General features: G+C 64.5%; 25 protein-coding genes and 1 pseudogene. 16 read left to right on the top strand and 10 right to left on the bottom strand.

From position 1 onward, the window contains the following. The first annotated feature begins 238 nt into the window (after positions 1-238). The 4 genes from U0S50_RS18480 (at position 239) to U0S50_RS18465 (ending at position 3,117) form a co-directional block, all read left to right on the top strand. Positions 239-469, top strand: a complete 231-nt coding sequence (locus U0S50_RS18480) for a NepR family anti-sigma factor (RefSeq protein ID WP_322310089.1) — start codon at positions 239-241, stop codon at positions 467-469. Continuing rightward, positions 469-1,104: a sigma-70 family RNA polymerase sigma factor gene (locus tag U0S50_RS18475; RefSeq protein ID WP_322310088.1), complete on the top strand. Its 636-nt coding sequence runs from the start codon at positions 469-471 to the stop codon at positions 1,102-1,104. The genes U0S50_RS18480 and U0S50_RS18475 overlap by 1 nt, the downstream gene beginning before the upstream one ends. A gap of 86 nt (positions 1,105-1,190) precedes the next feature. Continuing rightward, positions 1,191-2,366, top strand: a complete 1,176-nt coding sequence (locus U0S50_RS18470) for a PQQ-dependent sugar dehydrogenase (RefSeq protein WP_322310087.1) — start codon at positions 1,191-1,193, stop codon at positions 2,364-2,366. A gap of 10 nt (positions 2,367-2,376) precedes the next feature. Next, positions 2,377-3,117, top strand: coding sequence for an esterase/lipase family protein (locus U0S50_RS18465; protein ID WP_322310086.1), 741 nt, complete (start codon positions 2,377-2,379; stop codon positions 3,115-3,117). On the opposite strand, the gene U0S50_RS18460 is transcribed toward U0S50_RS18465, so the two are convergent. Next, positions 3,060-4,481, bottom strand: a complete 1,422-nt coding sequence (locus tag U0S50_RS18460; protein ID WP_322310085.1) for a M1 family aminopeptidase — start codon at positions 4,479-4,481, stop codon at positions 3,060-3,062. The genes U0S50_RS18465 and U0S50_RS18460 overlap by 58 nt on opposite strands. A gap of 92 nt (positions 4,482-4,573) precedes the next feature. Beyond that, entirely contained in the window at positions 4,574-5,092 is a 519-nt protein-coding gene (locus U0S50_RS18455) for a GNAT family N-acetyltransferase (RefSeq protein WP_322310084.1), read from the bottom strand. 244 nt (positions 5,093-5,336) lie between these two features. Between U0S50_RS18455 and U0S50_RS18450 the strand changes: the two genes are divergently transcribed. Both U0S50_RS18450 and U0S50_RS18445 read left to right on the top strand, forming a co-directional pair. Next, positions 5,337-5,795, top strand: coding sequence for an Rrf2 family transcriptional regulator (locus U0S50_RS18450; protein ID WP_322310083.1), 459 nt, complete (start codon positions 5,337-5,339; stop codon positions 5,793-5,795). Beyond that, positions 5,788-6,483 (top strand): class I SAM-dependent methyltransferase, encoded by a 696-nt coding sequence (locus tag U0S50_RS18445; RefSeq protein ID WP_322310082.1) that lies wholly within the window; start codon positions 5,788-5,790, stop codon positions 6,481-6,483. The genes U0S50_RS18450 and U0S50_RS18445 overlap by 8 nt, the downstream gene beginning before the upstream one ends. 6 nt (positions 6,484-6,489) lie before the next feature. On the opposite strand, the gene U0S50_RS18440 is transcribed toward U0S50_RS18445, so the two are convergent. Continuing rightward, positions 6,490-7,365: a LysR family transcriptional regulator gene (locus tag U0S50_RS18440; RefSeq protein WP_322310090.1), complete on the bottom strand. Its 876-nt coding sequence runs from the start codon at positions 7,363-7,365 to the stop codon at positions 6,490-6,492. A 96-nt stretch (positions 7,366-7,461) separates the two neighbouring features. On the opposite strand from U0S50_RS18440, the gene bla reads away from it, so the two are divergent. Then, positions 7,462-8,328 carry a subclass B3 metallo-beta-lactamase gene (gene bla / locus U0S50_RS18435; RefSeq protein ID WP_322310081.1) on the top strand — a complete coding sequence of 289 codons (867 nt, stop codon included), beginning with the start codon at positions 7,462-7,464 and terminating at the stop codon, positions 8,326-8,328. Positions 8,329-8,377: 49 nt separating this feature from the next. Here the strand turns inward: bla and U0S50_RS18430 are convergent, their stop codons facing one another. Next, the gene (locus tag U0S50_RS18430) at positions 8,378-9,535 is read right to left on the bottom strand and encodes an SPOR domain-containing protein (RefSeq protein WP_322310080.1); all 1,158 of its coding nucleotides are present in this window, start codon (positions 9,533-9,535) and stop codon (positions 8,378-8,380) included. Positions 9,536-9,794: 259 nt separating this feature from the next. Here U0S50_RS18430 and U0S50_RS18425 point away from each other — a divergent pair, with 259 nt between their 5' ends. The 5 genes from U0S50_RS18425 to U0S50_RS18405 all read left to right on the top strand — a co-directional run bounded on the left by U0S50_RS18425 (position 9,795) and on the right by U0S50_RS18405 (position 14,563). Further along, a complete protein-coding gene (locus tag U0S50_RS18425; protein ID WP_322310079.1) occupies positions 9,795-10,517 on the top strand; it encodes a ParA family protein in 723 nt (240 codons plus the stop codon). A gap of 13 nt (positions 10,518-10,530) precedes the next feature. Next, entirely contained in the window at positions 10,531-11,187 is a 657-nt protein-coding gene (locus U0S50_RS18420) for a hypothetical protein (protein ID WP_322310078.1), read from the top strand. A gap of 20 nt (positions 11,188-11,207) precedes the next feature. Further along, positions 11,208-12,608 (top strand): SPOR domain-containing protein, encoded by a 1,401-nt coding sequence (locus U0S50_RS18415; protein ID WP_322310077.1) that lies wholly within the window; start codon positions 11,208-11,210, stop codon positions 12,606-12,608. Positions 12,609-12,774: 166 nt separating this feature from the next. Then, on the top strand, positions 12,775-14,097 hold the full coding sequence (locus tag U0S50_RS18410) for a S41 family peptidase (protein ID WP_322310076.1): 1,323 nt from the start codon (positions 12,775-12,777) through the stop codon (positions 14,095-14,097). Next, positions 14,084-14,563: a MarR family winged helix-turn-helix transcriptional regulator gene (locus U0S50_RS18405; RefSeq protein ID WP_322310075.1), complete on the top strand. Its 480-nt coding sequence runs from the start codon at positions 14,084-14,086 to the stop codon at positions 14,561-14,563. The genes U0S50_RS18410 and U0S50_RS18405 overlap by 14 nt, the downstream gene beginning before the upstream one ends. Here the strand turns inward: U0S50_RS18405 and U0S50_RS18400 are convergent. After that, complete coding sequence (locus U0S50_RS18400; RefSeq protein ID WP_322310074.1) at positions 14,560-14,952, bottom strand: acyl-CoA thioesterase; 393 nt, start codon at positions 14,950-14,952, stop codon at positions 14,560-14,562. The genes U0S50_RS18405 and U0S50_RS18400 overlap by 4 nt on opposite strands. 136 nt (positions 14,953-15,088) lie before the next feature. Beyond that, the gene (locus U0S50_RS18395; protein ID WP_322310073.1) at positions 15,089-16,339 is read right to left on the bottom strand and encodes a threonine ammonia-lyase; all 1,251 of its coding nucleotides are present in this window, start codon (positions 16,337-16,339) and stop codon (positions 15,089-15,091) included. A gap of 56 nt (positions 16,340-16,395) precedes the next feature. On the opposite strand from U0S50_RS18395, the gene U0S50_RS18390 reads away from it, so the two are divergent. The 4 genes from U0S50_RS18390 to U0S50_RS18375 all read left to right on the top strand — a co-directional run bounded on the left by U0S50_RS18390 (position 16,396) and on the right by U0S50_RS18375 (position 21,461). Further along, complete coding sequence (locus tag U0S50_RS18390) at positions 16,396-17,274, top strand: NAD(P)-dependent oxidoreductase (RefSeq protein WP_322310072.1); 879 nt, start codon at positions 16,396-16,398, stop codon at positions 17,272-17,274. Next, positions 17,271-18,941, top strand: a complete 1,671-nt coding sequence (locus tag U0S50_RS18385) for an amidohydrolase (RefSeq protein WP_322310071.1) — start codon at positions 17,271-17,273, stop codon at positions 18,939-18,941. The genes U0S50_RS18390 and U0S50_RS18385 overlap by 4 nt, the downstream gene beginning before the upstream one ends. Next, on the top strand, positions 18,922-20,205 hold the full coding sequence (locus U0S50_RS18380; protein ID WP_322310070.1) for an FAD-dependent oxidoreductase: 1,284 nt from the start codon (positions 18,922-18,924) through the stop codon (positions 20,203-20,205). The genes U0S50_RS18385 and U0S50_RS18380 overlap by 20 nt, the downstream gene beginning before the upstream one ends. 107 nt (positions 20,206-20,312) lie before the next feature. Next, positions 20,313-21,461 carry an alpha-hydroxy acid oxidase gene (locus U0S50_RS18375; protein WP_322310069.1) on the top strand — a complete coding sequence of 383 codons (1,149 nt, stop codon included), beginning with the start codon at positions 20,313-20,315 and terminating at the stop codon, positions 21,459-21,461. A gap of 59 nt (positions 21,462-21,520) precedes the next feature. On the opposite strand, the gene creD is transcribed toward U0S50_RS18375, so the two are convergent. From creD to U0S50_RS18355, 4 genes and pseudogenes are all read right to left on the bottom strand, one after another. Beyond that, on the bottom strand, positions 21,521-22,978 hold the full coding sequence (gene creD / locus U0S50_RS18370; RefSeq protein WP_322310068.1) for a cell envelope integrity protein CreD: 1,458 nt from the start codon (positions 22,976-22,978) through the stop codon (positions 21,521-21,523). Between the two features lie 160 nt (positions 22,979-23,138). Next, positions 23,139-23,870, bottom strand: a complete 732-nt coding sequence (locus U0S50_RS18365) for a TorF family putative porin (protein WP_322310067.1) — start codon at positions 23,868-23,870, stop codon at positions 23,139-23,141. Positions 23,871-24,173: 303 nt separating this feature from the next. Beyond that, entirely contained in the window at positions 24,174-24,923 is a 750-nt protein-coding gene (locus tag U0S50_RS18360; RefSeq protein ID WP_322310066.1) for a TorF family putative porin, read from the bottom strand. Between the two features lie 58 nt (positions 24,924-24,981). Beyond that, positions 24,982-25,074 (bottom strand): annotated as a pseudogene (locus U0S50_RS18355) (IS5/IS1182 family transposase); the annotation flags it as partial.

Raw genomic sequence — 25,074 nt, 5'->3', positions numbered from 1 at the left:
CAGCAGCGGCCCGATCAGTTCCCACTCCGCATCCGACAAATCCCCGCGACCCATGACTGCTCCTCAAAAAGCAGTCTTGAATCAGAACAAGGCCGGTTTGGGAATCCCTTTTGTCAACACGGCCTAGTGCGCAGGGTGTGGCCGATAAGCAACGCTCAATTTCGAAAAAAGACCGATGGTGGGAACTTGCCGGGCCTTTCCTCGTTGCTTCGACATGGCAACGCACGGCAATGACAGGATGAATGGCGATCGCCGCCCCCCGCGGGGCCCCGATACGCCACGCACGTCGCAGGGAAGCTTTCCCGGAACCGGCGGCGATGAGTGGCACCGCACGCTGACCGGACGGCAATCGCCCGAGCCGGTAAGCGCCAAATTGCGCATGATCTATGGCAATATCGTCGCGGAAAAACTTCCCGACCAGATGCTCGATCTGCTGTCCCAACTCGATCAGAAAAGTGCCGAACAATAATGGCCCGCACCTCCGCAGCGCCGCTGCAACCGGACGACAGCAGCCTGTCGGACAATGAATTCAAGGCGCTTCTGGCCGGAGTGATCCCGCACCTGCGCGCCTATGGCCGCAGCCTGTCGGGCAACCCCGACCTTGCCGACGATCTGACGCAGGACACCATGGTCAAGGCCTGGGCCTCGCGCGAGCGGTTCGAACGCGGCACATCGATCAAGGCCTGGACCTTCGTGATCCTGCGCAACACCTTTTTGTCGCAGATGCGCCGCAACAAGTTTCGCGGCGATTATGACGAGGCCGTGGTCGAACGCACCCTGTCGACCCCCGCGTCGCAGGAAGATTCGGGCGAGATGGCCGACCTTCAGCGCGGTTTGATGGAATTGCCGCAGGACCAGCGCGAGGCGTTGATCCTGGTCGGTGCGGGCGGCCTGTCCTATGAGGAGGCAGCGAGCATCTGCGACTGCGCGCTCGGCACGATGAAGAGCCGCGTGTCGCGCGCGCGCACCGCGCTGGAGGATATCATGGCGCGGGGGCAGTTTTCCCAGAAGCGCGCCGACGCGCCAGCGGCAAGCGATGCGATCGACGCCATCATGGACAGCGTCGAAACCATCACCGCGCGGCGCGAGGCGGCCAGCAGCTGACGCCTTCTTTCCCATCCCTCTCGACTTTGCGGCACGCGCACGCCAGATTGGCGGACGACCATCCCCCCAGCAAAGCGAGCTATTCGATGAAAAAACCCTCCGCGCTTACCCTGTCGGCCGCGATGCTGGTCGCGGCCTGTTCGGCCGGCACGACCAGCAACGCCGCACCGGCTGATAGCAAGGCGCTCGATGCTTCGGGCGAGCATCCGGCCGCGCCGCTCGCCAGTGCGCCGTTTACGGTGCAAGAGGTCGCCGGTTTCGACGAACCCTGGGCGATGACCTTTCTGCCCGGCACGCGGCTGGCGCTCGTGACCGAAAAGGCAGGCAAGCTCAAGCTGTGGCAGGAAGGCGGCACGACACTGGACGTCGCGGGCGTTCCTTCGGTCGCCTATGGCGGCCAGGGCGGCTTCGGCGACGTCATTCTGGCGCCGGATTTCGCCACCAGCGGCATCATCTATCTGAGCTGGGTCGAGCCTGGCCCGGACGGCACCTATGGCGCGATCGTCGGGCGCGGAAAGCTGGTGCTGGGCGAAGCTCCGCGGGTCGAGGGACTGACGACAATCTGGACGCAAAGCCCCAAGGTCACGGGGCGCGGCCATTATTCGCATCGCCTGGCCTTTTCGCCCGATGGCCGATACCTGTTCATTGGATCGGGCGAACGGCAGAAATTCGACCCAGCGCAGGATATGAACGCCAATCTGGGCAAGATCGTCCGGCTGAACCCCGACGGCAGCATCCCCGCCGACAATCCCTTTGCCGGAAAGGGCGGCGTAACCGCACAGATATGGTCGCTGGGGCATCGGAATATTCTGGGCCTGACCTTCGACAAGGAAGGACGGCTGTGGAATCAGGAAATGGGCCCCAAGGGCGGCGACGAAATCAACCTGGTCGAGCGCGGCGCCAACTATGGCTATCCCATCGTTTCGAACGGCGATCATTATGACGGCAGGGATATTCCCGACCATCCGACCCGCCCCGAATTCGCCGCACCCAAATTGTGGTGGAACCCCGCCGTTTCGCCCGGCGGGCTCGCCTATTATGGCGGCGACCTTTACCCCGGCTGGAAGAACAGCCTGCTGATGGGCGCCCTGGGCGGCGAAGGCCTGGTGCGGGCGCGTATCGATGGCGACCGCCTGCACAAGGCCGATCGCTGGGACTTCAGCACCCGCGTTCGCGAGGTCGAGGTCCGCGAGGACGGCAGCGTCTGGCTGCTGACCGACGGCAAGGAAGGCAAGCTGGTCAAGCTGGTGCCGAAGCGGTGACGAAAGGCCGGTGATCCGCGCCTTTCTTTCGCGCCGCGCCGAATGGCCGGCGCATGTGCCCGACCCCGACGCGCCGCCGCGGCTGGGGCTGTTGTGGCGCGAGGCGGGCGCGCTGTTGCGGGCGGTTTCCGGGCGCATCCGGCCGATGCCGCCCGAACCCAATCCCGACAGCGCGCATCCGCCGGTGATGGTGCTGCCCGGTTTCCTGTCGGGCGACTGGGCGACCAAGGCGTTGCGCGCCGACCTGCGCCGCGCCGGTTTTCGCTGCTATGCCTGGGGCCTTGGCTTCAACCGCGGCGCAACCGCCGACATCATCGAGCGGATCGACAGCCGCGTACAGTGGATCATCGACCGCACCGGCCGCGCCCCGGCGCTGGTCGGGTGGAGCCTCGGCGGCATCTATGCCCGCGAATATGCCAAGCATCATCCGGGAAAGGTCGCCCGCGTCGTCACGCTGGGTTCGCCCTTTTCGGGTTCGCGCCGCGCCAACCGCGCGTGGCGGCTCTATCATCTGATCGCGCGCCATCCAGTCGACAATCCGCCAATCGATTTCCACCCCGCGCCGCGCCCCGAAATGCCGACCTTCGCGCTGTGGTCGAAATATGACGGCGTGATCGCGGTGAACAGCGCGCGCGGCCAGCCGCACGAAAGCGACCGCCAGATCGAGGTCGAATGCGGCCACATGGGCTTTGCCTATGCCCCCACCTCGGTCGCCGCAATCGCCAAGGCGCTGACCGAGGAGGTCGGCTGAACGTCAACCGCCATTAGCGCATCGATCGCCGCGGCCGCATCCGGCGTTCCGGCAACGAGCGCGTGCATCCGCGCGATTGCCGGTCCGGCCACGCCAAATTTGCGCGCCGCCGCGAACCATTCGGCCGATGTCACCTTTCGGTCTGCGTCGGACTCGATCAGGCCACGGACGAAATCATGGTAAGTTTCGCCGCGCCCACGTCCGGCCCTGTCGACCGCCAGCGCGAACAGCGTTCCGCACGCATAATAGGCGCGCTGGTCGCCGCGTCGCCGGGCCTCCGCCAGCGAGCCTTTCTTGAGCGAAACCGCGCAGTCGGTGCGCGCACTGGAGATGAAGGCGCCTGCGTCGTAATGGGGGTCGGTGCTCTCGCTGAAACGCATGGCCAAGTAATCAGCGCCGCCTTCGGTAATCCACGCATCGTCCGGCGTGGTATAACCGATCGTTTCGCCTAGCCAGAAATGCGCGGCTTCATGCGCGATGAACCAGCGCATCGTCCGCAGGGAGGCGGGCGTTACCTTGAGCAATTCTTCGCCCTCGATACGCATCGTGATCAACCCCGGCGACACACTTCCCCCGGTACTGTGCCCCTTGAATTTAGTTCCGGCCCAGCTGGCGATGATCGTCGGCCGGTGGCTTTTGTGCGGACCCATCTGATCGGCGAAGGCGCGAAAGACGTTCGGCGTGTAGTCGCGAAGATCAGCCATGATCCAATCGGGAAGGCCGGGGTCCAATATCGTCGCCACCCGATCCTCGGGGGTCAGGGTCACATCGCCGATAAAGACATAGCTGTCGCCCACATCATCCACCTCCAACACTCTTTGCCCATGGAAAAGCATCGGGACGCCGGAAGCCCGCATGGCAACGCGCGTGGGATAATCGGCAGGTTCGGACAAGACCGCCAGCGTCGCGCGCGCATCCATAGGAAAAGCCGAAAAGTGCCCGCCGTAAAGCGCGAAGCGGCCATCGGACAAAATGATCGCCGGGTCATAATCGGCGATCAGATCCTCCGCGAGCGGCCGGAAGCGAATCGTTACCTGCCGCGGGACAATCCCGTCGCGGGCAACAAAGGCATCGAAATCGCCGATGCGTTCAAGGCGAACGCCGGGGGTCAGCACCTCCCAGCTGGCGGGGCGCCACGGCCGCTGCCCATTGCGCAGCAGTGCCGAGCGCCGAAACGCCCAGATCGCGGCGTCGTCGGAAAAGTGAAAATGCGCTTTCCATCCGTCGGCTTCGCGCAACACCCGCACCGCGTTCGGTATTCTGGTCGCGGCGACATCCGAACCCCGCCCGGCTTCGCCCCCGCCGAACCGCGTCACACAGCCTGCAAGGGCAAATATCAGCCCGATCATGATCAGGAACCGCAAAGCCCACCCCACGCAATAGAGCAAAACCTTTGCTTTCCATCATATTTATTTGGCGTCAATTCTATCGAAGCCTTTCCGAGGCTGAATTCCGCTCAGCAGACATCGATGCGATAGGCGGGCGCGGCGCGCCACGCCATCGTCATCCGGCCCGGGCGCTGTCCCGGCCGACCGGTCGCGGCGAAACCGATGCGGCGCAGCAACGCCCGCGAGCGTTCATTGTCGGGATGACATTCGGCGACGATCGAACATCCCGGCTGCGACGTCGCGAGCGCCGTGACCACAGCGCCGACCGCCTCTGTCGCGATTCCCCGGCCGCGCGCGTGAGCCGCAAACCAGTATCCGATTTCATATTCCCGTCCCGCACGGCGATGCACCCCGATCACCCCGTTCAACCGCCGGTCCCGACCGTCGCGCACGGCATGGAACACATCGCCGCCGCCGGACCCGGCGATCAGCGCACAGGCGTCGGCCTCGGTGAAGGGAGCAGGCAGGAAATGCACTTGCGCCGTCACCGTTTCGTCGGTGATCGCCGCCAGGGCCGAGGCGTCGTCGGCATGCAACGGGGCAATGCGGCAGCGCTCTGTCGAAAGGGCAAGCAAAGTATCGGTCATGTCGCGTCTTCCAAAATACGCGCGCCGGGACCGGATGGGTGATGTGATGGGATAACCATTCGCCTGTCCGAACACGGCGGCGATGGTCACAGGTGATGCCATGCCGCTCCTATGTAAAGGAGCGCCAATACGCCTTGAATCGGGTGGATCGGTCGTTGGTCATCGCCAGCGTGGCTAGTCGCTCCGGCTTCGGCGGTCAATCCTGTCTGTTGACGATCGCGTTTCACGCACTATTAAAAGTTACATGAAACGCGACAGCCGGCTTTCGGGCGTGCTCCATGTCCTGCTCCACATGGCCGAACGGGAAACACCCATGACGTCAGAGCAACTGGCAAGGGCCATGCGGACCCATCCCGTGGTGGTTCGCCGCATCCTGGGCGGCCTTCGCGATGCGGGGCTCGTCCGCAGCGAAAAGGGCCATGGGGGCGGATCGACCATTGCGTGCGACCTTGGCGCTATCACGATGCGCGACGTCTATGACGCGATCGGTCGCCCCCGTCTGATGGCGATGGGCAACCGTACCGAGGCGCCGGGCTGCCTTGTCGAGCAGGCCGTCAACGCCGCGCTCGACGACGGTTTCCGCGAGGCCGAGGCACTGTTGCTCGACCGGTTCGGGCAGGTCACGCTCGCCGCCCTGGCGGCCGATTTCCGCGCGCGCATGGCCGCGCGAAACCTTGTGCGACAGGAGCATGTTCATGACTGAAGGCGCCCAGCATTTCCTCGACAGCTTCAACGATCCCGACGCGGTCGCCCGCTATACCGACGGGCCGCGCCGTTTCGTGCCGGGGCTCGACGGCCTGCACCGCATGACCGGGCTGTTGCTCGCCGAACACGTCCCCGTCGACGGACAGGTTCTGGTGCTTGGCGCAGGCGGCGGCGCCGAATTGAAGGCGATGGCGGAGGCGCATGCCGGTTGGCGCTTTACCGGGGTGGACCCTGCCGGGCCGATGCTCGACCTGGCCGCCAGGGTGCTGGGCGCGAACGCGCACCGCGCCGACCTGATCGAAGGCGTCATCGACGACGCGCCCCGCGGCCCTTTCGACGGTGCGACCTGCCTGCTGACGCTGCATTTTCTGCCAACCGAAGAACGTATCCGCACCGCCGCCGAAATCCGGGCGCGTCTGAAACCCGGCGCGCCCTTTGTCGCCGCGCACGGCAGCTTTCCGCAGGGTGCGGGCCAACGCGAGCGCTGGCTGGACCGCTATGCCGCCTTTGCCATCGCATCGGGGGGCGATCCCGCGCAGGTCGCCAAAGGCCGCGCCGCTGTCGCCGCGCATGTCGCCATGCTGAGTCCCGAAGAGGATGAGGATGTGCTGCGCCGCGCCGGCTTTACAGGGATCGAGCAATTCTATGCCGCCTTCACCTGGCGCGGCTGGGTCGGCTACGCCTGACCGCGGCTATCGGACGCGCTCCACCTCGTCGGCAAGCCACAGGCGGAAACGGCACATCGCATCGCTTTCGGTCCGCGACATCAGCCTGGTCAGCCAATAGCGACCGGCATCGATCGTCTGTTCGAAGGGCTGCGCCAATTGCTCGGCCGCCAGTTCGCGCGCGAACATGGCGGGCGGCGCAAGCGCCACCCCCAGCCCCGCAGCGGCGGCCGAAACCATCAGCGCCGAACTGTCGAACATCGTCCCCCGCAACACCGGCATCCGAACCCCGGCCGCCGCCAGCCAGAGGGCCCATTCGTCGGTTCGATAGGATCGCAGCAGATGTTCATGAACAAGGTCGCCCGCCGTGCGTAGCCTGGCTGCAACCGACGGGGCGCAAAGCGGTGCCATCGGCGCAGCGAGCAGCGGCTGGGCATGGGTGCCGTGCCAGGCACCATCGCCGAACCGGATCGCGAAATCGAGCGCCTCGCCGGCCAGGTCGACGCGGTTATTATTGGTCGAAAGACGCAGATCAACCGCCGGATGCGCCCGGGCGAACCTGTCGAGCCGGGGCAACAGCCAACCCGTCGCGAACGTGCCGACGACGCCGACCTTCAGCACCTCTCGAAACTGCCCGCCCGAATATTGGTCAAGGGTCGCGCCGACCCGATCAAACATCTCCGCCAGGACGGGGACAAGCGCATGCCCCTCGTCGGTCAGCGCCAGACCGCGCGGCAGCCGATGGAACAGCCGCGTTCCGAGCCGTTGCTCCAATTGCGCGACCTGATGGCTCACCGCACCCTGGCTGACGCATAGTTCGACCGCCGCCCGCGTGAAATTCAGGTGCCGCGCCGCCGCTTCGAAGGCCCGCAGGGCGTTGAGGGGAAGCTGGGCACGATCCATAGCCAAGATATGAATAAAACTCATGCCTTTGTCGAGAAATGATGCTTTGTCGGCAGCACGAACCCTTGGCATCCCGAAGGCGAAGGGAGACAAGCCATGAAGGAAATCGCGACCATTTTTGCCGTCCTCGCAGCATGGACAGCGGGCCCGGCGGCGACCGACGACCCGTTGACCCGGCCGATCGAAACCTCCCGCAACGCCGAATGGCTGGCCCCGGCACCGCCGGAAAAGCTGTTCGGCAACAGCTATCTGGTGGGGTTCGGCGGGCTCAGCGTCGTGCTGATCGATACCGGCGACGGCCTGATACTGGTGGATGGCGCGATGCCGCAGGCCGCACCCGCCATTCTGGCCAACGTCCGTACGCTCGGTTTCAAACCCGAAGACATCAAATATATTCTGAGCACCGAACCGCATTTCGACCATGCCGGCGGCTTGGCCGCCCTGGCCCGCGACACCGGCGCGACCGTGGTGGCCAGCGCGCGCGGGGTGGAGGCGCTGCGCACCGGCCGCCTTGCCGCCGACGACCCCCAGCTTGCCTATGACAGCCGCTTTCCGGCCGTCGAACGGCTGCGCGCGATGCAAGATCGCGAAATTCTGAAACTAGGCAATACGCGCATTACGGCACAGGCAACCCCCGGCCACACGATGGGCAGCATGAGCTGGAGTTGGCAATCGTGCGAGGGGCGCAGGTGCCGCTCGATCGTCTTTGCATCCAGCCTGAACCCCGTATCGGGCGAAGGCTATCTTTACAGCGCACCGACGAGTGCCGCTATCGTTGCCGGTTTCGGCCGCAGCCACAACCGAATGCGCAGCCTGGCGTGCGACATTCTGGTTTCGGCCCATCCCGACAATAGCGGTCCGGGGCGCTATAACGACCAGCCGGGCGCGTGCCGCACCTATGCCGAACGGTCGCGCAAGGCACTTGCCGCGCGGCTGAAACGCGAGGCGGCAGGGTCGAAATAGGCAAGGCCGCAGGCAAAGGCGGCGGGCCGATCAGGCGCTTGCGAGGCCCCTATTTGTCCATCACCAGACAGGCTTGGCCGCCCTTGCGCAGCGTGCTGCAGAAACCATCGGCCTCCTTGCGGCTGGCAAAGCCCCCGGCCTGAAGGCGGGTCAGCTTGCCGCTTTTGACCAACAGCGGTTCGCGCCCGGCAACAATCGCATATTTTCTTTCGAGCGACTTCCACAAATTGCGGGCGTTGCCCTCTACGCCAAAGGCGCCGAGCTGCGCGCGCCACGGCCCCGCCGCGACGGCGCGCACGGGCGCTGGCGCCGGTTTCGCCGTCGCAGGCGCCGCCTTGGCCGCCGGGACGGCAACGGAATCCTGGACCGGCGGGAGCGGCCCACGCAGCGGCGGCGGTGCATAGCTGGTCCCCGGTTTGGACGCGACCGCAGCGGCAGCCGCCGCATCGGCCGCAGCCTTTGCGGCCGTCGCCGCAACCGGGCTTGTCGGTGCCGCAGGGGCAATGACCGGTGGCGGCGCATAGCTGGTGCCGGGTGTGGAGGCAGGCAGGCTGGCGCTCTTGATCGTCGAGGACGGCGACGCAGCAGCCGGTGGCGGCGCCGCCGCGTTGACCGCGGCGAGCCGCGCGCGCGCCTCGTCCTTTTCCATCTGGGGCAGCAGGGCGAGCCCGCGCTGGCGCTGTTCGAGCGGGATCAACCCGTCGAGTTGTACCAGCCGTGCCGAGGCGATCTCCAGCCCGGCATCGCTCGCCCGCTTGGTCAGCGCATAGGCGCGCGGCCAGTCCTGGGCCGCAAGGTCGCCGTTAAAGTGGGCCGTGCCCAGCACATATTGGGCGCGCGGTTCGCCGCGCTCGGCCGAACGGACGATATATTCCATCGCCTCTTCCCTGCGGTTCGCGGTAAAGAGGATCAGGCCCAGATTATCCTGTGCCTGCAAATGCCCCTGCTTGGCCGCGCGGCGATACCAGGTTTCGGCCTGGGCAAGATCGGTCGGGACGCCGCGCCCCAGCTTATAGGCCTGTCCCAGATTGAATTGCGCGTCGGGATCGCCCGCAAGCGCGAGCGGGCGCCATTCGGCAACCGCAGCCTGATAATTGCCGCTTTGCCACGCATCGACCCCGGCCTTGACATCGGCATGTGCGGGGACGGCCATCGTCAAGGCCACAAGCGGCAGGGCCAGCAGGGTGGCGGTACGGAATGATCGCATCTTCAATCTCCATTGACGGGCGGCCGGACGGTGCCAGCTGGCCGTTCTCACCGATCTCCTAGGCTAAATTGGCTAACGCCGCGTTAGCAACGCCGTCCGCACCGCCGCACTTGCCCCGTATCGGCACAGAATGGCGTTAGGCATTGATTTACCACGATCTTGCGCGATGCGTTTACCCTGATTTTCGGATCGTTAACCCAATTTTAGCGGCCCGCATGGCATTCCCCCGCCGATATTTGGACTTCCGAGGGGGTAAACAGTGCGCGTTTTGGCATTGGCTTCACAAAAGGGCGGGTCGGGAAAAACGACCTTGTCGGGACATCTGGCGGTGCAAGCCCAACTGGCAGGCGCCGGTCCCGTCGTGCTCATCGACATCGATCCGCAAGGTTCGCTCGCCGATTGGTGGAACGAGCGCGAAACCGATCTTCCGGCATTTGCGCAGACAACCGTCGCCCGCCTTGCCTCTGACCTCGAGATTCTGCGCCAACAGGGTTTCAAGCTGGCGGTCATCGACACGCCGCCCGCGATCACCATGGCCATTCAGAGCGTCATCTCGGTCGCTGAACTGATCGTCGTGCCGACGCGCCCCAGCCCCCACGACCTGCGCGCCGTCGGCGCCACGGTCGATCTGTGCGAGCGTGCGGGCAAGCCGCTGGTGTTCGTCGTCAACGCCGCGACCCCCAAGGCGAAGATCACCAGCGAAGCCGCCGTCGCCTTGTCACAGCATGGCACCGTGGCCCCGGTCACGCTGCACCACCGCACCGACTATGCCGCATCGATGATCGACGGGCGCACCGTGATGGAGGTCGATCCCAACGGCCGCTCGGCCGAAGAGGTCCGCCAGCTTTGGACCTATATCAACGATCGGCTGGAAAAGAATTTCCGCCGCACCGTGTTCAGTGCCCCGATGCCGGCGCAGGCCGGTTATGGCGCAGTCCGTCCGATGGGCGGCGGTTTCGGCCGCCGCATCGCTGGCCAGTAAGGAGGGACGAACCATGGGTGAACCCAAACCCCTCGCTTCGCTGAGCGCCGGTCTTCTCGCACGCAAGGGCGGAGCCCGCCCCGCAATGCGCCGCCAGCCGCTGGGCAGCGGCCCCGCCCCGATGGCCGGGCTCGGCTATGACGATCTCGGCTGGAACGACATGGGCTATGACGTCGATCCCGATCAGTCGGGCGATACGGCGCGCATGGTCGACCTGAAGCCGCTGCTCGCCGGATCGGTGCTTGCGCACAATGAAGAGGCCGAACATGCGGTCGAGGACAGCTCCGGGCATGATCTGACCGATCTGCTCGGCGAGGAACGCGACTTTGCGGTCGAAGTCCCCGAAGTCCCTGAAATCGTGCGTCAGCAGGAATCGCTGATCGACCGTGTGGCCGCCGTGGCGCGCAAGGTCGAGCAGCGCCCGGCCGCCGAACCCAAGCCGCCGCGCGCGCAGCGGACACCGCGTGCCCGCGACAAGGCGGCCTTCACATTGCGTCTCGACGCCGAACGCCACCTGCGGCTGCGGTTGGCGAGCGCCGTCACCAACCGCTCCGCTCAGGTCATCCTGACCGACCTGCTCGACGATTATCTGGCCTCGCTACCCGAAATCGACGCGATGGCAAGCCGTCTGCCCGCCGCCCGTCCGGCGCGACAGACGAACCAGCACTGAGACCGACAGGGGGGAATGTCATGAACAGCAAGCTGCTGATGAAACTGGCCATTTCGGGATTTGCGATCGGCATGACCGCAACCGGGTGCAGCACGGCCAAAATGGCCAATGCGCCCTCCAACATGCTGGGCAAGCCCGAAACCGCATCGAAGTCCGCCGACAAGGCGCGCGCCGCGATGGAACAGGGCAAGACCGCAAAGGCCGTCGCGCTGGCCGAAGCCACCGTATCGGCCAGTCCGCGCGACGCCGGATATCGCACGCTTTTGGGCCAGGCGTATCTGAACGATGGGCGCTTCGCATCGGCTCGCACCGCGCTGAGCGAAGCGATGCAACTTGGCGCCGCCGACGGCAACACCATCATCGCCCTCGCCCTGACGCATATCGCCCAGGGTCAGATGGGCAGCGCCGTCGATCTGCTCAGCGCGCATCGCGACAGCTTGCCCGCCGCCGATCTTGGCCTGGCGCTTGCGCTGGCAGGCGATCTCGACGCCTCGGTCTATGTGCTGACCGAGGCCGCCCGCACGGAAGGGGCCGATGCGCGCACCCGCCAGAATCTGGCCCTTGCCTTTGCCCTTTCGGGTCGCTGGGCCCAGGCGCGCGTGCTCGCCGCGCAGGATCTGTCGCTCGACAAGGTCGAAGCGCGGATGATCGAATGGTCGAAGCTCGCCGAACAGCCCGAGGCGAATGTCCGTGTCGCAAGCCTGATCGGCACGCGCGCCCAGCCCGGCGACGCGGGGATGCCGGTCCGCCTTGCGCTGAGCAATTTCACCGACGTCCAGATGGCCGATGCCGCCCCCGCGGTGGAACTCGCGAGCGCCGACCCGGCGCCGGTAGAAACCTTTGCCCCGCCGCCGCCGGTTCTGGCCGACGCCGGCGGCGCAATCCGCAGCATCGAACTGCCGATGCCCGAACGCGGCGCCGATGGCGCAGTGCCCGTCACCGACCTGCCGCAACCAGCACCGGCGGCCGAGGTCATCCTGGCCGACGCAGCCCCCTATCGCGCGGCGCCGCGTGTGGCCGGCGAAGCCAGCGAACGCCTTCGTCCGGCGCAGCGGCAGGCTCTGGAACTTGCGACAAGCATCCTGCCCAAAGCGCTTGCCTTCGACGCGAAAAATCCGAATGGCTGGGCCGTCCAGCTGGGCGCCTATGACAGCCTTGGCATCGCCAAGGAAAAATGGGGAACGCTGAAAAAGCGCAATGCGATGCTCGCCAGCTATCCGGCGTCGAGCCATGCCGCCGTCGTCGGCGGCCGGACCTTTCACCGCCTGACGGTCAACGGCCTCGCCAATCGCAACGATGCCACAAAGCTGTGCGGTCAGCTCAAGGCACAGGGGCAGCAATGCTTTATCCGTGCCATGGGCGGCGGAGAGAATATCCAATGGGCCGCCCGCGCCCAGCAGCTTCGGCTGGCAGCGCGTTAAACGCCCGCCCCAGCCGCCGATAACCCAAAAAGGCGCGCCCGTAAGGTCGCGCCTTTTTTGCGCCCGCGGATGGCGCGCGCTCCCTTTCGCCACGCCCTCTTGCCATGTCGATTTATACAATATATTGCGCAATATATTGTTCAAAATGATGTGACAAGGAAATGGCATGCGCAGACCGTCGATGATGTCCCTGTTTTTCGCGGCGCCTTTGCTGCTCGCGACGGCAGCCGCCGCGAATGAAACGGCGCTCACGGCCGCCGATCGCCAGCAGATCGTCGCGCAGCTTGGCGAAACGCTGAAGGCCAATTATGTCTTCCAGGAAAAAGCCGAAGCGATCGCCGCCACCCTGCGCCGCAACCTCGACGCGGGAAACTATGACGCCGCACAGGACAAAGCGGCGCTGGCCAGAAAATTGACCGACGACCTGCTGGCCGAAAGCCATGATCTGCATTTCTTCGTCGGGGTCGATCGCGCCTTTGCCGACAATTATCGGGAACGGCAGGATCCGGCACGCGCCGCCGCGATCCGTATCGAGGAGCGCCGCGCGGCCGAGAAGGATAATTTCGGTTTTGCGGGCCTGCAAAGGCTCGACGGCAACATCGCCTATGTCCGGTTGTCGCATTTTGCCGACCCCGACCTTGGCTATGACACGGCCGCCGCCGCGATGCGGTTTATAGAGAACAGCGACGCGGTCATCTATGACCTGCGCTATAACAATGGCGGCGTCATGGAGATGGCGCAATTGCTGGCCAGCCAGCTTTTCGCCGGGAACAAGGACCAGGAACTGTTCGATTATTACTATTATCAGGACGGCAACCGCATCGAACGCGGCCAATGGGTGCTTCCGGCCGTCCCGGCGAAGCGCCTGACCGACAAGCCCGTTTACGTGCTGACCGGATCGACGACCTTTTCCGCGGCCGAATGGTTCGCCTTTACGCTCCAGAAGCTCAAGCGGGCAACGTTGATCGGTGAACGAACGGCGGGCGGCGCTCACCCGGTCGATCGCAAACCCTTTGCCACCGACTTTTTCGTGCAGGTGCCGATCGGGCAGATCCACGACCCCGTCGATCATAGCGATTTCGAGGCAAAGGGGGTCATGCCGGACCATATGGTCGCATCCGCCGATGCCCTGCGTTTCGCATATCGGCTGGCGCTCGCCGACCGGGCAAAGGCCGATCCGGCAAAACAGGCCGATGCCGACTGGCTGGAGCCGCTGATCGCGGCGGGCGCGCCCAAATCGTTACAACCCTCCGACCTCAAGGCGATCGCCGGCTCTTACGACGGACGCAAGATCGAAATCATCGACGGCGGTTTATCCTATGTCTGGCGGCAGCGCTTCCGCCTCGCGCTGGCGCCGCTGGGCAACGACCTGTTCGCCGTCGAAGGCGTGGACGAGTTTCGCTTTCGCATTGCGCGCAAGGCGGGCAAGGTCGTCGCGCTCGAACGCCTCAATCGTGACGGAACGATCCAAAGCTATGCCCGCCAGTGAACTCGACGATATTTCTTTCCTGGGCCGCCTGAGCGAGCTTCTCAGCCTTCGGATCGAAGAACAGACGCGCGACGTTTTTCGCGCAGCCGACATCGTCGTCCCGGTTCGCTCGGTTTCGCTGCTCACCGCCCTGGTCAAGGTCGGGGAGGCGTCTCCCGCCGACCTGGCGCGCGCGCTGGGACACTCGCATCAGCTTGTCGTACAAAAGCTGCCGACATTGCTGAAACTCGGCCTGATCTCTCAGCATCCCGACCCCCAGGATGCCCGGCGCAAGCTGCTGCGCCCGACCGGAAAAGGCCAAGATCAACTGGCCAGAATCGAGGAATGCAGCATCTCGATCGCCGCTGCCTATCGCACGCTTGCCGAGGAAACCGGCGATCTGCACGCGGTCATCCTCGAAACGATCAAAGCACTGGAAGAGCGCCCGCTGAAGGAACGCATATTGCCGCTCCCGACAAATCGCTAACCCAGGAACGGGGCCACCACCGCATCGGTAACGCGCAGTGGCCGCCCGCTCGCCTTGTCGAGCAGCGCCCAGACGGTGCGGGCGCGGACATGGACCCGGCCATCCTTGCCGGTGAATTCCATGAAACGGTCGAATTTCGCACCCTGCGGCTTGTCGGCTACCCAGGTTCGCGCCGTTACCGTCTCGCCGGGGCCGAGCGCGCGCAAATAATCGATCTCGTGCCGCACCACGACCCAGATATAGGCGTCCTTGTGCGCCTGCGGCGCCGCGGCGGCCCAATGGCCGGTCGCCACCTGCTGGATCCACTGCACCCAGACGGCATTGTTGACATGCCCCAGCTCGTCGATGCTGTCGGGGGTCGCGGTGAGGGAGAGGGTGAAGCTCTTCATGTCGCTCGCCTAGCTCCAACTCTTGGCCACAAATAACCTCGTCATTGCGAGGAGCCAAAGGCGACGCGGCAATCCAGCAGTGCGTAAACCGCCCTGCATTGCGTCGCTACGCTCGCAATGACGATGTGAATGGCGCTTACGCCAGCTCCACCGTCGTCACCATATAACCGGCATCGCGCAGCGCGGCGACCAGGCTGTCGAGATGCTCGCGGTCGCGCGCTTCGCATTCGATGTCGGTGATCAGCCCCTTGGCGGGCAGCGTCGTGAAGATGCGCTGGTGATAGATTTCGATGATATTGACCTGTTTCTCGTCGAACAGCTTCATCACCTTGAACAGCGCGCCTGGGCGGTCCTGGAGGCGGATGCGCAGCCGCGCGATGCGCCCCGAACGCGCGAGATCGCGCAGCAGCACATTGGCGAGCAGACGGGTATCGATATTGCCGCCGGTCAGCACCAGCCCGACCTTGCGCCCCTTGAACTCCTCCGGATGCGCGAGCATCGCCGCGAGCCCCGCCGCGCCCGCGCCCTCCACCACCGTCTTTTCGATCTGGAGCAGCAGGCTGACGGCGCGTTCCAGATGCCGTTCGGCAACGAGGACGATGTCGTCGTTGAGCGCGGCGACCAGCTTGCGGGTGTAAGTCCCCGGTTCCTTGACCGCGATCCCTTCGGCCAGCGTGTCGCCTTCGCACGCCATGTCGACGCCGTTCAGTTCGGCGTACATGGAGGGATAAAGTTCGGCCTGCACCCCGACGAGGCGCATGTCATTCTTGATCCCGCGCGCTGCCGTGCCCATGCCGGCCAGCAGGCCGCCGCCGCCGATCGGTACGATCAGCGTGTCGAGATCGGGCACATCCTCCAGCATCTCCAGCGCAACCGTTCCCTGCCCCGCCGCGACATGCGGATGGTCGAAGGGGTGCACGAAGGTCAGCCCGCGTTCTTTTTCCAGATCGCGCGCATGGGCATAGGCGTCGTCGAATTTTTCGCCATGCAGAACGATCTGCGCACCGTGGCTTGCGGTCTGCGATACCTTCACCTGCGGCGTCGTGCTGGGCATGACGATGGTGACGGGCACCCCGAGCCGCTTGCCATGATAGGCTAGGCCCTGGGCATGGTTGCCCGCCGACGCCGCGATCACGCCGCGCGCCCTCGCCTCGGCATCAAGGAGCAACAGGGCGTTGAGCGCGCCGCGTTCCTTGTAAGCCGCTGTAAACTGCAAATTTTCAAATTTCAGCCAGACGTCTGCACCGACGAGTGCGGACAGCGTCTGCGAATGGAGCGTGGGCGTCCGCACCACCGCGCCATTAATTCGACCAGCCGCCGCGCGCACATCGTCGAGTGAGATCGCCGGGAAATCGGCCGCGTCGGTCAGGGTCGGTTGTTCGGTCATAGCGGGGAGGCCCTAGCCGATCTAGCGCATGATGCAAACAATGCTATGGACACGCCATGAGTGAACAAAAATTGCGCATCGGCTTCATCGGCACCGGCGTCATGGGCGGACCGATTGCAGGCCATCTGGTCAAGGCGGGGCACAGCGTCACCGTCTATAACCGCACCCGTTCAAAGGCCGAGGATTGGGCCCGAAGTCACGGCGGCACGGCGGTCGCCACCCCGGCCGACGCCGCGCGCGACGCCGATGCCGTGCTGTCGTGCGTCGGCAATGACGACGATCTGGCACAGGTGACGCTGGGCCGCGACGGGGCATTCAAAGCGATGCGGCGCGGCGCGCTGTTCATCGATCACACGACCGTTTCGGCCCGCATCGCGCGGCAATTGTCGGTCGAGGCCGAAACGCTGGGGCTCTTGAGCGTCGATGCCCCGGTTTCGGGAGGCGAATCGGGCGCGCAGGCGGGCACGCTGTCGATCATGTGCGGCGGAACCAAGACCGCCTTTGCGGCGGCCGAGCCGGTGATGCGCGCCTATGCCGGACGCATCGTCCACATCGGCGGCGCCGGGGCCGGTCAAACGACGAAGATGGTCAACCAGATCGCGATCGCCGGCGTGCTGCAGGGCCTGTCCGAAGCCCTGCGCTTTGCCCAGGCGTCCGACCTCGACACCGACAAGGTGTTCGAAGCCGTTTCGGGCGGCGCGGCCGCGAGCTGGCAGATGCTGAACCGCTGGGGAACGATGGCGAAAGGCGAATTCGATTTCGGTTTTGCCGTCGACTGGATGCGCAAGGATCTGGGACTGGCGCTGGAAGAGGCGCGGATGAACGGCGCGAGCACCCCGGTCGCGGCACTGGTCGATCAATTTTATGCGGATGTTCAGGCGATGGGCCACGGCCGCCGGGACACGAGCGTCCTTGTCGAAAGGCTTCCTAAATGAAGAGTAAGTTTCTGACTGCGGCGACATTTGCCTTGTTTGTCGCCACGCCTGCCTATGCCGACACGCTGGTCGATAATGTCAACGGTATCACCCTTGATCAGGATGGCAAGCTGGTCCGCTTCACCGGCCTGGTCATCGACAAGGACGGCAAGGTCAAGCAACTGCTCGACCGCAAGGACAAGCGCCCCGAGCGTCCCGATTACCGCGAGGACGGCAAAGGCCGGACGCTGATCCCCGGCCTGATCGACGGGCACGGCCATGTCATGGGGCTGGGCTTTCAGCAAATGCTGCTTGATCTCAGCGACACAAGATCGCTCGCGGAGGCACAGGCCGCGATCCGCCAATATGCCGCCGACAATCCGGAGATGCCGTGGATCATCGGTTCGGGCTGGAACCAGGAAAAATGGGGTCTGGGCCGTTTCCCGACCGCGGCCGACCTCGACGCGGCGGTTGCCGACCGCCCCGTCTGGCTTGATCGTGTGGACGGCCACGCCGGCTGGGCCAACAGCGCGGCGATGAGCGCCGCGAAAGTCAGCGCCGCGAGCAAATCGCCCGAAGGCGGTCGCATCGAAATGGATGGGGGCAAGCCGAGCGGCGTCTTCATCGACGCGGCCATGGACCTGATCGACGCCGCCAAACCCAAACCCCTGGCCCGCGATCTCGACCGGGCCTTGCTGCTGGCGCAGCGCAAGCTGATCGAACAGGGCATTACCGCGATCGCCGACATGGGCACCACGATCGAGGATTGGCAGGCCTTTCGCCGCGCCGGCGACAAGAACCAACTGATCGTCCGTATTCTGGGCTATGGCGCCGACATCGACAATATGGCGATAATCGCCGGTCCCGGCCCCACGCCCTGGCTTTATGATGACCGGCTGCGCATGGTCGGGGTCAAGTTGTTTATCGACGGTGCGCTGGGATCGCGCGGAGCCTGGCTGAAGGCGCCCTATGCCGACGCGGCCGGCGAAAGAGGGCTGCCTGTGCTGACCCCCGCGCAGCTGCGCAACAAGATGGTCCGCGCCTCGATGGACAAGTTCCAGGTCGCGATCCACGCAATCGGCGACGCCGCCAATGCCGAGGCGCTGGCCGCAATCGCCGATCTGACCGCCGACCTGCCGGGCGAACGACGGTGGCGCATCGAACATGCGCAGGTGATCGACCCCGCCGACATCCCGCGCTTTGCCGAACTCAAGGTCATTGCCTCGATGCAGCCGGTCCATCAAACGTCGGACCGGTTGATGGCCGAGGCGCGGCTGGGCCCCAGCCGGCTTTCCGGCGCCTATGCCTGGCGCAGCCTGGAGAAGGCGGGCGCCCGCCTGGCGCTCGGGTCCGACGTCCCCGTCGAAAGCGCCGATCCATTTGCGGGCATCGCCGCCGCCATCTCGCGGACCGACCCCGACGGCCAACCGTTCGGCGGCTGGCGTCCCGAAGAAGCGGTGAGCCGCGAAACCGCGCTGGATGGTTTTACCCGCACCGCCGCATTCGCAAGCTTTGCCGAGGATCGCATCGGCACGCTGATGCCCGGAATGCGCGCCGACTTCCTGATCATCGAAAGCGACCCGCTGCTCGCCAGCCCCGCCGAAATTCGCCGCCTGGTGCCGCTCGAAACCTGGATTGGCGGCGCGCGCTATTACAAAAAGGGCGCCAATGGCAACGATGGCCGGTGACGCCCCCTCTCGCCGCGCACTGATCGCCGGACTGGCCGCCCTGCCCGTCGCGGGCACGGCGGCCGCAGCGGCCGCCGAGCGCCGCGAACGCCGATCGAAAAAGCGCAAGCCGGCCCGCGCGAAGGTTCAGCATGTCGATGTTGCCATCATCGGCGCCGGGGTGTTCGGCGCATGGACCGCCTGGCATCTGGTTCGCGCGGGCAAAACAGTCCGGCTGTTCGACGCCTATGGCGCGGGGCATGCACGGGCGTCGTCCGGCGGCGAAAGCCGGGTGCTGCGCATGGGTTATGGCGCCGACACCCTCTATTCGGAGATGGCACGCGATTCGCTGCCCTTGTGGAAAGCATTGTCGGACAGCGCGAGCGCGCCGATCTTCCACAATATGGGCGTCCTGTGGTTCGCTCCGCAAGGCGATGCGCATAGCGCCCAATCGCTTGCCTGGTTGCAGGCAAACCGCATCGGCCATGAACAGGGCGATGTGCGCTGGTTGCAGGACAAATATCGCCAGATCCAGTTTTTTCAGGGCGAGGCTGGATTGCTGGAAACCGAAGGCGGCGCCCTGATCGCGGCGCGGGGTGTGCAGGAAGTGATCGCCGACGCAGGCGTCGCAGTCGAGCGTGTGGTGATGCCCGCCCCCCTGTTGTTGAAGCGGACAAAGCGCCACACCTTGCCCGACGAAGGAACCGCCGATCATCTGGTCTATGCCTGCGGCCCCTGGCTCGCGGAGATATTTCCGCAGCAACTGATGCACAAGATCGTGGCGACACGGCAGGAGGTCTATCATTTCGGGGCGCCGCAGGGCGATACGCGCTTTGCCCCGCCCGAACTGCCGGTCTGGGCCGATTTCAACAATGGCCGGATCGTTTATGGCATCCCCGATCTGGAAGGCGCCGGATTCAAGATCGCGTTCGACACCCACGGCCCCGTCATCGATCCCGACACGATGGAACGCACGCTGACACCAGCGGGAATTGCGGAAGCCCGCGCCTATCTCGCCCGGCGTTTTCCGGGCCTGGCGAATGCGCCGCTGATCGGCGGGCGGGTTTGTCAGTATGAGAACAGCGCGAACGGCGATTATCTGATCGACCGTTTCCCGGGGCAGGATCGCGTCTGGCTCGTGGGCGGCGGATCGGGGCATGGCTTCAAGAACGGGCCAGCGGTCGGACGGCGCGTCGCGGCGTATATAATGGATGCCAGCCTGGCGATCGAGCCGCGTTTCAGCTTTTCCTCTAAAGGAACGATGGCCGCGCGGACCGTCTTCTGACCCGTTCGCGTCGATATGGCGCGCGACGACGTCGCAAACCCGCGCTTGCATAAATCGCCTCGGCTTGCTTCGCTGTTCGCGCGACGACCGGGGATGAGGGGGCCGATATGAAACTCACCGATTGCCATAATATCGACGACTTTCGCCTGCTCGCCAAACGGCGGCTGCCCTGGCCGGTGTTCGATTATATCGATGGCGCCGCCGATGACGAGTTGACGCGCCGCCGCAACCGGGCCGCTTTCGACGCCTGCGACCTTATTCCGCGCGTCCTCGCCGGGGTCGAAAGCATCGACATGAAGACGACATTGTTCGGGCGCAAGATGGCGATGCCGCTGTTCCTGTCGCCCACCGCGCTCCAGCGGCTGTTCCACTGGCAGGGCGAGCGCGCGGTGCTGCGCGCCGCAGCCGATGCCGGAATAATGGCCGGCATATCGAGCCTGGCGACCGTCAGCCTTGCCGAAGCGGGTGCACTGACCAACGGCCCTAAGCTGTTCCAGCTTTATGTCCACAAGGACGACGGGCTGAATCACGCGATGCTGGAGGCTGCCCGCGCCGCGAAATTCGACGCCGTCGCGCTGACCGTCGATACGATCGTCGGAGGCAATCGCGAACGCTGTCTCCGCTCGGGATTCACCTCACCGCCGCGTTTCACCGCCGCGAATCTGCTGAGCTATGCGATCAAGCCCGGCTGGGGCCTCAACTATGTGCTGCGCGAAAAGTTCAGCCTGCCCAACCTCGCGACACATGTGTCCGAAGGGTCGAGCGTGCCCAAGTCGGTCGCCGACTATTTCACCACGATGCTCGACCAGAGCCTGGACTGGAAGCGCGCCGAGACCATTCGCAAGGCCTGGGATGGCCCCTTTTGCCTGAAAGGCATCGCCTCGGTCGAGGATGCCAGGCGCGCGGTCGATATCGGCGCCACGGCGATCATGGTATCAAACCATGGGGGACGGCAGCTGGACGGCAGCATTGCGCCTTTCGACGCGCTTGCGGAAATTGTCGATGCCGTCGGCGACCGCATCGAAGTCATCTGCGATGGCGGCATCACCCGCGGCACCCATGTCCTGAAAGCACTGTCGGTCGGGGCCAAGGCCTGTTCGGGCGGCAGATTATATCTTTATGCCCTCGCCGCGGCGGGCGAAGGCGGGGTGGCCCGTGCCATCGCGCTGCTGCGCGCCGAAATGGAACGCGGCATGAAGCTGATGGGCGCGAAAAACCTGGCCGAACTGTCGCGGGACAATCTGCGCTGGCGATAGCGGCGGCGACCGCTTCTCCGCAACATGCGCCGGAGGAGCGATCGCCGGACCGCGAATGTCTAGCTGGCCGTTTCGGGCTCCTTCTTTCCAATCCCGCTCCAGTCGATGTTCCGCGTCATGTACATCACCCCCGCGAGCGCGACGAACATCAGCACCGAACCGATGAGCAGCGAATAGGCCTCGAGGTTGAGGAGCACATAGAGCAGCGCGTAGAGACCGACGAGCATGGCAGCCAGAAAACGCGCCCGCTTCCAACTTTTGAGCACCGCCGCACTGTAGGTTGCGAGCAATCCGATAATCGCTGCCGATGCCAGCAGATAGGAAGGTGTAAATCCGATCACCTCGGCAAAGGCGAGCAGCAGCACGAAAAACAGCACCAGTGCTACCCCAGTGAGCAAATATTCGGCCGCCGCGACCCGCGCCCCCGCAATGATGTCGAACATCAGAAAGGCGACAAAGGTGAAACCGATGAACAAAAAGCCGTATTTGATGCTGCGGTCCACCTGGCTGTAAAGGTCGACGGGTTCGACCAGACTGATCGCGACCGCCTTTGCCGTGCCCCCCGAAACCTCGCCATCATTGGCCGCCGCCACCGTTTCGACCGCATAGCTCGCCCCGCGTCCGTCATAAGGATTGCTGCTGGGCGGCGACAAGTCCCCCGTCAGCACCTGCGCCTGACCGAGCGCAAGGTTCGGAATCGCATAGGTCGCGGAGAAGCCCTGCGGCGTAATTTTATGCTTGGGCAGGAAATCGCCGCCGAAACTGGGGTTCGGCCAGCTTGACTTGATCGTCCAGCGGGTATCGACCCCGCGCGGAATCAGACGGAAATCGCCAAGCCCGCGCGCGGCAATCTTGTAAGTGACCGCCATCGGCGCGGCACCAGTCCAGTCGACAAAGGCAAAGGTTCCCGAATTTCCGGTCGACAGCAGGCCCTTGCCCGGCTGCAACGGAACCACCGTCCCGTTCACCGTCAGGCGGTTGCCGTCGACAAGGCCGCGCGCGTCGCTGATACCCAATCGCACTTCGGCACGGTCGAGCAACAGGGCATCGCGCGCAACGCCATAGCGGGCGATGTCGTCGGGCAGTTCGAACCGGGCGCTTCCAACCACCTCGCTTTCATAGACGACGGTATCGTAGATCGCCTTTTTCCGACGTTCCGGCTTGATCGTGACATCGGCGCTGTTCGACAGCGGCGACAGATAAAGGTTGCGGATCGTGTTGACTGTCCGCGTCACATCCTTGCCATTTTCGTTGACGGTGGTTGTGTCGGTGTCGCGATAGGGAATGACGACCACCGGCCCGGCTATCGTCTGTTGACCGCCCCACCCCTGCCCGATCGACGCCCGCGCGGTATCGGCCTGTTGTTGCCGGTCCCAGAGCAGGCCATAAACCATCAGCAAGGGCACCATCAGCGCAACGGCAATGAGCACGGCAATCGCAAGCTTTGCACCAGGACTGCGTTCGCTTCGCACCGTCGGGGCGGCTGGTAAGGGTTTGGCGGGCGCGGCCTGGGGCATGAAAATCTCCGATCCTTTGATAGGATGGAGAATTTTCATGCTTCGCGCGCCGGGTCAAGGCAAAGCAATGCCCCGCTACACGCGCGCGCCCTTCCTGTCTGCCGCCTCCCCAACCGGAGCGGAACGGCGCCTTCCGAAGAAGGGCCGTCCCGTTTCGACGTCAGAAGGACGCGCCGAGCGAAAAGATAACGGCCCCGTCGGCGCCGACCGATTCCTTGTATCCACCGAGCCTTGGCGCATCGGTGTTTACATAGGATATGCCGAGCGTCAGCGCCTTCCAGCTTGTTTCGACCCCGACCGAATAGTCAAAGACATCGCCGTCGCTGCCTCCCAGAAAGCTGTCGCTTTTGGCGTAACCGACATGGCCCTTGAGCGTGAAGGGCGTGCTGGGAATGGCGACCCCGGCGTCGGTGTAAAGATAAACCCCGCTGTCGCCGCCAAGCGAGTCCTGACCGCCGGGAGCCCAGGCCACGCCTGTCTTGAGCGAGGCCGGGCCAAGATCGCCCGACAAGGAGAAATAGGGTTCGACGATCGTGCTGTTCGACGCACCGGGGTAAAGATAAAGCGTCGCCCCGACATCGGCGGTCAGGCCGGATGTGAGCGCGGTCGAATATCCGGCAAAGACATCGATTTCGGTGCCGTTGGCAAAGCCGATGCTCGATCCCCAGGTGCCAACATAGAGGCCGCTGTCATGACCGACGGTGATGCCGCCCTGAATTGCGGCTTCTTCGTTCGACTGGCTGAAGCCGCGAAAACGATAGTCGCTGACGACGGCGGCGCTGCCCGAAATCGTGATGCCATCACCAGAGCTTTCTTCCTGGGCAAAGGCTGTCGCGGGAATCGCCGACACGGCGAGGAACATGCCGAGGCATGTGCGGGAGAGAAGTTTCATGGGTTGATCCCTATCAAGTCTAACGGATCGTCCCTGCCTGCTGCGAAGCGTCCGACCTCTTTGTGCCGATCCGACCGCGCGTCACTCTTGTCGACGAAAATTGTGCGGTGCACAATTGAAAAAGCATCGCCATGTTTCAAAATGTCGCATTGCGACAAATCTGCAACAGATTGGCCATGCCTTCTGGCATCAGGGTGACATAAAATGACCGCCCTCGGTATCGCGCAAGGGAGGCGCCCCGGCTATCGCGCCGGCCGTGCTATGCGTGACCAGAATGGGGCGGCGGCGGCGGCCCCGCTCCGATCAGAAAAAGACACCGAGCGAGAAAATGACGCCCGAATCATAATATTTGTCGACCGCCTTCACCCCCGTCGTCGGAATGTCGGTGTCGACATATTTGACCCCGGCAGTGACCGGCCCAAAGCTGGCCGACGCACCGATCGACCAATCCCAATAATTGCCGCCGGGCGCCAAGGCCCCGAGCGCTCCGTCAGTATAACCCGCCGAGGCCGAAAGGGTCACAGGGGTATTCGGAATTCCCGCCGACAAGCCAAGGCCCAGATACAGATTGTCGTCATCGCCAAGCGACGACTGATCCCAGGAATAGCCGACGGTTCCCGTCGCCTCGACCGGCCCCAGCGTGTGCGACAATTTGCCAATGACCTCGAAATAGTCGGCCGGCCCCGCGGCCTTTTTGCCGTCGGGATACCAATAATAGGTCAGCCCGACATCGATCGACGTTCCGGGTGCGATTTCGGTTGCATAGCCGCCGTAAAGATCGACCTCGATCTCGCCATAGGTCGGCGTGTCTTCCAGGTTCGATCCCCAGGCGCCAAGATAGAATCCGCTGTCATGGCTGACCGTGATCGTCGGCTGAACCGCCACGTCGCCACCCGAGAGCGACACGCCGCGGAAACGATAGTCGGATACCAGTTCGACGCCGCCGGTAACGGAAATCGGACCTGACGGAACGTCCTGAGCGAAGGCGGGGGCCGATGATGCCGCCGCGACCGCCGCCAAAAAGCCAAGACCTGTTCTGTTCAAAAATGTCATGGATGATCCCCCTCGTGCAAAAACCTAAGAGTCTGATTCAAAACTATCTCGTGTAATTTCATGCTCTTGCGATACGGCGTGTGAAGAGCTGGATTGATGCGATGAACAGCCAGGCGGTTGCTGAGGCGATGGTTTGTTCGAAGTCCTTGGC

The sequence above is a fragment of the Sphingopyxis sp. genome, assembly GCF_034380315.1.
In the GTDB taxonomy this organism is placed as follows: Bacteria; Pseudomonadota; Alphaproteobacteria; order Sphingomonadales; family Sphingomonadaceae; genus Sphingopyxis.
Note: the sequence above shows the minus strand (reverse complement) of the source record. Positions and strands in the feature narration are given on the sequence as shown.